This is a genomic window from Candidatus Fermentibacter sp. (genome assembly GCA_030373045.1).
In the GTDB taxonomy this organism is placed as follows: domain Bacteria; phylum Fermentibacterota; class Fermentibacteria; order Fermentibacterales; family Fermentibacteraceae; genus Fermentibacter.
Window position 1 is genome coordinate 1 of the sequence record JAUCPW010000015.1, and the last position, 6,643, is coordinate 6,643.

Annotated in this window: 9 protein-coding genes; 1 reads left to right on the forward strand and 8 read right to left on the reverse strand. The window is 61.1% G+C overall.

Annotated elements, in window-relative coordinates:
* Window positions 1–108: 108 nt before the first annotated feature.
* The 5 genes from QUS11_03290 to QUS11_03310 all read right to left on the reverse strand — a co-directional run bounded on the left by QUS11_03290 (window position 109) and on the right by QUS11_03310 (window position 4,558).
* The gene (locus tag QUS11_03290) at window positions 109–690 is read right to left on the reverse strand and encodes a hypothetical protein (GenBank protein MDM7992313.1); all 582 of its coding nucleotides are present in this window, start codon (window positions 688–690) and stop codon (window positions 109–111) included.
* The gene (locus QUS11_03295; protein ID MDM7992314.1) at window positions 687–956 is read right to left on the reverse strand and encodes a hypothetical protein; all 270 of its coding nucleotides are present in this window, start codon (window positions 954–956) and stop codon (window positions 687–689) included. Before QUS11_03295 ends, QUS11_03290 begins: the two co-directional genes overlap by 4 nt.
* Before the next feature lie 580 nt (window positions 957–1,536).
* The gene (locus QUS11_03300) at window positions 1,537–2,616 is read right to left on the reverse strand and encodes a GNAT family N-acetyltransferase (GenBank protein MDM7992315.1); all 1,080 of its coding nucleotides are present in this window, start codon (window positions 2,614–2,616) and stop codon (window positions 1,537–1,539) included.
* A gap of 13 nt (window positions 2,617–2,629) precedes the next feature.
* On the reverse strand, window positions 2,630–3,409 hold the full coding sequence (locus QUS11_03305; protein MDM7992316.1) for an NAD(P)H-dependent oxidoreductase: 780 nt from the start codon (window positions 3,407–3,409) through the stop codon (window positions 2,630–2,632).
* A 75-nt stretch (window positions 3,410–3,484) separates the two neighbouring features.
* On the reverse strand, window positions 3,485–4,558 hold the full coding sequence (locus tag QUS11_03310; protein ID MDM7992317.1) for a GNAT family N-acetyltransferase: 1,074 nt from the start codon (window positions 4,556–4,558) through the stop codon (window positions 3,485–3,487).
* 119 nt (window positions 4,559–4,677) lie between these two features.
* On the opposite strand from QUS11_03310, the gene QUS11_03315 reads away from it, so the two are divergent.
* The gene (locus QUS11_03315) at window positions 4,678–5,313 is read left to right on the forward strand and encodes a hypothetical protein (protein MDM7992318.1); all 636 of its coding nucleotides are present in this window, start codon (window positions 4,678–4,680) and stop codon (window positions 5,311–5,313) included.
* A 7-nt stretch (window positions 5,314–5,320) separates the two neighbouring features.
* Here the strand turns inward: QUS11_03315 and QUS11_03320 are convergent, their stop codons facing one another.
* From QUS11_03320 to QUS11_03330, 3 genes are all read right to left on the reverse strand, one after another.
* Window positions 5,321–5,767: a DUF3795 domain-containing protein gene (locus QUS11_03320; protein MDM7992319.1), complete on the reverse strand. Its 447-nt coding sequence runs from the start codon at window positions 5,765–5,767 to the stop codon at window positions 5,321–5,323.
* A 97-nt stretch (window positions 5,768–5,864) separates the two neighbouring features.
* Complete coding sequence (locus QUS11_03325; GenBank protein MDM7992320.1) at window positions 5,865–6,380, reverse strand: T9SS type A sorting domain-containing protein; 516 nt, start codon at window positions 6,378–6,380, stop codon at window positions 5,865–5,867.
* An 18-nt stretch (window positions 6,381–6,398) separates the two neighbouring features.
* The coding region (locus QUS11_03330) for a hypothetical protein (GenBank protein ID MDM7992321.1) at window positions 6,399–6,643 on the reverse strand (245 nt) is incomplete at its 5' end.

Below are 6,643 nucleotides of genomic sequence, written 5' to 3' on the forward strand. Positions count from 1 at the left end.
GCTGCGAGAACACAGGAAGCTGGGGCTGATACCCGAACTCGTCTCCGAAAACGAAGGGAGGGATGCCGGCAAAAGATGTGTCACACCCAAACCGGCGATTACGTCACACTAGAAACCGGCGTTGACAATTGTCACACAGTTGATCTGGGTTGCGGCAAAACATGTAAGATCAACGATGCGGTCGTATAAGAAGGGTTCGCCTCCGGTTATGTTCAGAATCGCCAGGTCCATCCCGGAGAGGCTCTCTACAACAGCAAAGAAACCAGCATCATCAAAGGAACTGTTACTAGCAACACCCTCGCGATAACAATGCTGGCATGACCTGTTGCACTCTCCTGTCACAGCGAGGCTGACCATTACCGGGGAAGAGAAGGCACTTCTCGAGAATGGCCTATTCTTCGAAATACACGCTTTCCGAATCTTGGTCGATGGATCACGTCGAAGCTCAATGATACCTTCATCGGCCATACTTGATATCCGGATGAGATGGCAGGCCAGTTCAACTTCCGATTTTGACGCATCCTTCGCAATCGAGTATGCGTCCTTGGCCCCATCAATCGCTATCAATAGTTCGAAATCACTCGAGCTTATAGGCTTGAAGAATCCTCTGCCGCTTATGAAGAACCCGCCTTCTGCCTCGGCACGGAGTGTGCATTCTTCTGGGAGAGTCGGGATCAGCTTAGCGTTCAATCCATTCTCTCCAGAGATACAAGCAGACCAGATCGGAGGAGAGAAGTAATGAATTCAGCTATGTCATCGGAACTTAAGAGTTGCTTCCCGTTCTCATCGCAAAATCTGGCTTCAATTTCATCGGCAGATATGGGACCGTCATCGAGATGCGCAAGTATCTGACAGGCTGGTTCGTTGAACTTCCGAATAGCCTTCTTGTCTGTATCTATGATCATCTTCTCGTCATCGAGGAAGATCATGGAGGATTTCAGGCAGTAAGTCTTCATGACCCACACCCCTCCGAGGGGGCAGGGGAAGTCCAAAACCTCCCCCGCCCACCGTTTCCTGAACTATTCCTGCGGTGGCATAGCAGCAAAGTTCAGCAACCCGCAAAGGATGTAGAAGGCGATGCACTTGACGGTACTACCCGGATCGACGTACTCGATCCCGATCTCGGCCGGCTTTTCGATCATTTCACCACCCCCTCTCCATGATGGACCATGCGCATTGAATTAGAATGGCACGGAAGCGTGTCAAGATTTCAAATAATCCTGAACGCTCAAAAATATTCGAATGTACAGAAATTTCTAAAGGTAGGCTGAAAGAGTTGTCGCGCAGATAATAATGATATCACAATATTAGCAAACAGCAAATGAATCAGAGACAGCGATACTTGCATGACAGCGTATACATTCACTGTCAAATGCCCCCTCATCGGGGCTGGTTATCGGACAGATATGCACGCTAAAAGAGGTCATTCATTAACTCTCTACTAACTGAACTTGTTTTCAGGTGGGTATCTGAGGAGAAATATCCGCGACCTAGAAGGCAAAAGATGGATGAGTAGAGTGCACTTGCGAGGTTGCGTCAGCGCCTGCGATGGTCGAGGTACTTCCTCACGATGGCGACATCCGCGTGCCAGTTGGTGCGGGCGATCCAGGGGTGGTAGCCCAGCTCGGTGTTGATCCGGTTGATGGCTGGGTTGTCGTCGTCATTCGCCGACCTGATGCAGACCACTCCGGGGTGTTCGCGCCGGATCCGAGTGAACATCTCGGCCTTGAGCCTCCTGGCCAGCCCGTGTCCCCTCGAAGCGGGCCTCACCCCGGTGAACATCTGGTTGACCACGGCGGGTCTGGCCGGGTTCCACGTGATCTCGGTGCATCCCAGGATCGAACCGTCACGCCGGGATGATGCGGCAACAGTCAGGATCGAGGCGCCCGCAGCCATCTGACTGCCGATGAACTGCCGGAAGTACTCCGGAGTGAAGTGATAGGTGCCCCGCTCGAACCCTTCACGATCGGGCTCGGCATCGTAGATCTCCTGGTACAGGGCGCTCATTTCATCCAGGCGCTCGTCGGGGGGCCCGTTCCTCCATTCCGTGATCTCCAGGTCGGACCGGTCATCCGGCAGCTCGAGCCAGCGAGAAACGATCCCGGGATCGACATCCGTCATGAGCAGCCTGTTGGTGTGGGTGACCGACTGCGCAACCGCCCCGATAGCCCTGCAGAAGGCGGCACCTGACGGATACCTGTCGAGGGTCTCGAGCCTCAGGATACGGCGGCCCTTCTCCTCGGCGGCCGAAGTCACCCCGGCCAGGAGCCGGCTTCCAAGACCCCTGCGATGGAGTTCGGGATGCACCCTGATCGCAACCGAGGCTCCATTCGGATCGAGCCCGGTCCCGGGGATCTCCACCCATGCATCACCGCGTACGGCTTCCCCGCTCCAGAGGGCCCAGATCTTCGATTCCCTGATCCAGGATGAGTTCCTGAACCCTGCGAGCCACTTCTCGAACGGGGTCTCGGGGTCCTCCGGGTAAACCTCACTCCATTCCCACATCCAGAATTTCCAGAAGGCGCGCAGTTCGTTCCCGGATGCCGCACCCGGGTCGAAGGGCCGGATCTCCAGTCCATCGATGCCGGTCGGAACGGTCTCCCGAGTGGCGTCCAACATGACCCTCCCGTCAGGTGATCCGCAGGAACAGGCGGGCGAAAGTCTCGGCGGCCCACGCAGAGACGCGCGTCGGCAGGTCGACCGGCACGTCGACCGGGAAGATCCTGCCGGCGAGCTTCGTGTAGTGCTCCATGTCGGCCGGGAAGAGCCTGCCGACCCCCGGGTGGGTGAAGCACTTCCTCTGGAAGCTGAACTGCATCAGGCTGGCGAAGGACGGGCGGACGGAGCATCCGCGGCAAAGGTTCCGGTGGAAGCGGCGGGCCGCCTCGCGGGCCTTCAGCTCAAGCTTCGCGATGAAGCGATCCTCGAGGTCCCTGGCCTGACCGCCAGCGGTGACGACCGTACTGAAACCCAGGGCGCCGAGCACGCTCTTCATGTATTTCAGGGTGGGCGCGGTGCCGAAGAAGCCGGTCGTGGCCAGGGCCATCGCGTGCCTGCCGAAGAAGGCGGGGCGGTGGAAGTACGCTCCCAGCCTGTCCAGGAGGATCTTGGTTAGGCCCGAGATGTGGTAGACGTAGACCGGGGAGGCGAGGATCACCCCGTCGCTCTGCTGGATGGCGGCGATGATCCACGGCACGTCGTCATGGATCGGGCATTTCTCGAAGCCGTGCGTCATGCAGAGCCCGCAGCCGCGGCAGGGCTCGATGCGTTTCTCCGACAGGTGGAGGTACTCGACCTCGACCCCGCCGAGCCTCTTCAGTTCATCCGCGACCACCCCGGCGAGATGGAAGGTGTTGCCCTTCCTGGGGCTTCCGTTGATGACCAGGACCTTCTTCATGCTGTCCGTCATCGCCATCCCCTCCTGACCCGCCGGTGAGATCCGGCTCCCCCCAGAGCGTGAGTGCTGATCACATGTCGAGACACGCTACCCGTCGCTCGGGCAGTCCTTCACCGCGATGTCCTGCAGACGAGCACGAACGGTTGCGACATCGAGCGCCCAGTCGGTCCTCGCGATGAAGGGTTCGAACCCCAGCTCCCTGTTGATAGCGAGGATTCCGCTGTTGCTGTCGTCGTTGCCGGTCCTGATCGACTCGGCCTCGGGAACCTCCCTCCGGATAGTCCCCAGCATCTCTGCCTTCAGCCGTCTGGCCAGGCCCCTGTGTCTGTACCCGGGCCGGACCCCGGTGAACCACTGGTTGACGAAGCCGGGTTTCGACGGATGCCAGGACACCATGGTGTATCCCATGAGCCGGCATTCCCCCCTCGAGATCGCAGCCAGCGCGAGGGACCGGTTTCCGCCTGCCGTGAACGTCCCGTTCCAGTCGCGGACCATCTCGGTGGTATGGAGCAACTCCGTTCTTGGAACCCCCTCCCGCGGAGGCTCGGCATCGTAGATCTCCTGGAAGAAGTCACGAGCGTCCTCTACATGGTCCTCGGGTATGCCATCATGCCAGGCGAGCATCTCGAACTCCGGGCAGTCATCCCGGGGCAGCTCGAGCCAGCTCTTCACGAGTTCCTCGTCGAGATCGCTCAGCAGCAGCCTGTTGGTATGGCTCTCCGATTCCCTGCGCGCTCCCGCGTTCTCTAGGAATGAAGCCCCGGCAGGACACCTTTCGTTCGAGTGGGTCTTCAGCACCTTGCGTCCCCTCGAATCCGCGGCTTCTGCAGCAAGTTCGAGCATCCTCCTCCCGAACCCCCTGCGCCTGATCGACGGATCGATCGATATGTAAAGCGTTGCGTTTTCAACATCATAGACCGCCAGAGACAGGTTGCAGGAGCCGAGCACTCGCCGTCCTGTCCCGTCCCATACGACCCACTTGAGCGTCTCGGTTGTCGAGTGCGTCGTGCGGACGATCTTCATCCAGTCCTCGACCGGGATTGGTGTTTCATCAGGCAGCAATTCCCATATCATCACATTCGTGAAGACCCAGAGGGCCCGGAGGTCATCGTCGGAAGAAGCAGTCCGGTCGAAGGGCCTGATCTCGAAGCCGTCCGTCATCCCGAGTCCCTTCCCGAAAGCGGGAGAACATGCCAGAGCATCCGATGTGGCGATATGTTCATACGCAGGGACAGGGTCCAGCCGGACCGAGGGTAACGGATGCAGTTCGGGGAGGGATGATGGGCTGGCTGTCGGACAAGATGCAGAGGTGGCGCGAGTCGATCGACCGCAGGGCCGGAACGGGAAGCGGCGACAGGGTCACCGCCGGCTGGGAGGGCCTTTCGGAAGACCTCGCGGCGAATGCGGAATGGTCGGCCGGCGCACAGGGGAGGCTGGTCACCGAGGTCCCGGACGGGGCGGCCAGGCGCGGGATAATGCAGGAGCGCTCCTGCAGGTTCGTCGAGGAGTTCGGCGATTCGGACATCCTGGCGCTGCGAGGCATCCTCGCGGAGACCGGCAGCCCCGAGGCCGTGGTGGCGGCCATGAGGGACAACCCGGACCGCTTCGGCGACCCGTTCATCGAGAGTGATGCGATCATCGAGATCCGCCGCCCGCGCGATCCCGGGGCTTTCGCCCTTGCACAGACATCTCTCGAGAGGCGGATGGCCGCTTGTTTCTGCCCGCTCGCACGGGGGGCGCAGGGAAGGATGCCGGTCGAGTACTGCGAGTGCAGCGCGGGCTGGTACAGGGGCATCTACGAGGGCATCTTCGGCGTGCCCGTCGACGTCACGGTCGAGGAGTCGCTCCTGAACGGCGACGCGCGCTGCCGCTTCTCGATACGCATCCCCGGGGTGCTCGACAGCCTGGAGAGCTGACTTCCGGTCAGCTCTCCCGGGGGGCGTCCTCCAACGCCCAGGCGCCGAGCCTGCCGCACTCCGCGAGCTTGCGAACCAGCACCGGCATGCTCTCGAACTGCCTCATGCAGAGCTCGTACTCCTCCCGGGTGACGGGGCCGGAGCCGGGCCTGCAGTAGAGAAGCATCCCCTCCCTGCTGGCCATGAGGGGTTTCAGCGAGTCGCAGGGGAAGTCGTCGCAGCAGGCGCAGCTCTCGACGGCCTTTTCGATCGCACAGGGCCTGACCCTGCAAGTCTTGTCCGCCAGGCGCCCGCCCGAACGGCAGCCGTCACAACGTACGTTCTCGACAGTGTACGACTGGTGACCGAAGATCCGCCTCCAGCCGTCGACGAGCCTCTGCCTGACCGCCGGGTCGTCGGACCTCGCCGGACACAGGTCGCACCTGTACCCGCAGAAGCCGGTCATCTCGTCCATCGGGCCGTCTCCCTTCGAGCGGGATCTCCCGGCATGACCGGCCAAGGTCCCCCCCGGCAGGGATGGTTTCGCATCCAACCGTACCCGGGCGGTCGCCTCAGCGACGGGCCGAGATCACCGAGAATCTCTGCGAGGCTTCCTCGTCGCCCGACCTGACTACGGCGAAATAGACCCCCGGGATCAGGCCGTCTGTCACTATGGAGTTCCAGCCTCGCTGCTGCGGGTTCGCGTACGACCAGACCCGCCTTCCCGCGATGTCGAACAGGACAGCTTCAACGGATGCGTCGCCGGGCAGCCCCACCACCAGTTCAGCCGCGCCGGTGCATGGGTTCGGTGAAACGGGCAGCAGGACGAGGGATGACGGTGCAACCGGCCCGCCGGTACCTCCAGCATCCCAGACCACGGTGACATCCTTCAGCACCGGCGAGGTGCCCGAGCCGCCAGGCACGAGGATGGCCCGGTACTGGAAATAGTCAGTGCCGTCCTCGAGGATTCCGTAGAGGTTCCCTGGTGTCCAGAGCGTATCGGACCAGGCTCCCATGGAACTGGGATCGACCGAGGATCGCACCTGGAAGCCCACTTTCGCAGACCCGGGAGCTTCCCACGACCACATTATGTAGCTCCAGTAATACTAATACGGCTCTGCATGAAGGATACTGGATGTGAGGCTCCCGCCGGGAGCCAGGCTCCACCAGTAGATGTCGTCCTCGTTTATGGAGCAGCCAGCGACATCCGTCCAGCCGTCGCCGTCGAAGTCGGTATTTCCGACGCAGCCTGCCGAGGCGTAGCCTGTCATCTCCTTGAGTATGTGGGCCTCCCAGGCGGTTCCCTGGCCGTCTGCGTTCTCGAGCCAGCAGAAGCAGGGGGACGACCAGG

What these genes read in the sequence shown, in the direction of transcription:
- QUS11_03305 (MDM7992316.1), bottom strand. Translation starts at nt 3,409, where the DNA reads ATGACGGACAGCATGAAGAAGGTCCTGGTCATCAACGGAAGCCCCAGG.
- QUS11_03295 (MDM7992314.1), bottom strand. Translation starts at nt 956, where the DNA reads ATGAAGACTTACTGCCTGAAATCCTCCATGATCTTCCTCGATGACGAG.
- QUS11_03320 (MDM7992319.1), bottom strand. Translation starts at nt 5,767, where the DNA reads ATGGACGAGATGACCGGCTTCTGCGGGTACAGGTGCGACCTGTGTCCG.
- QUS11_03310 (MDM7992317.1), bottom strand. Translation starts at nt 4,558, where the DNA reads ATGACGGACGGCTTCGAGATCAGGCCCTTCGACCGGACTGCTTCTTCC.
- QUS11_03325 (MDM7992320.1), bottom strand. Translation starts at nt 6,380, where the DNA reads ATGTGGTCGTGGGAAGCTCCCGGGTCTGCGAAAGTGGGCTTCCAGGTG.
- QUS11_03315 (MDM7992318.1), top strand. Translation starts at nt 4,678, where the DNA reads ATGGGCTGGCTGTCGGACAAGATGCAGAGGTGGCGCGAGTCGATCGAC.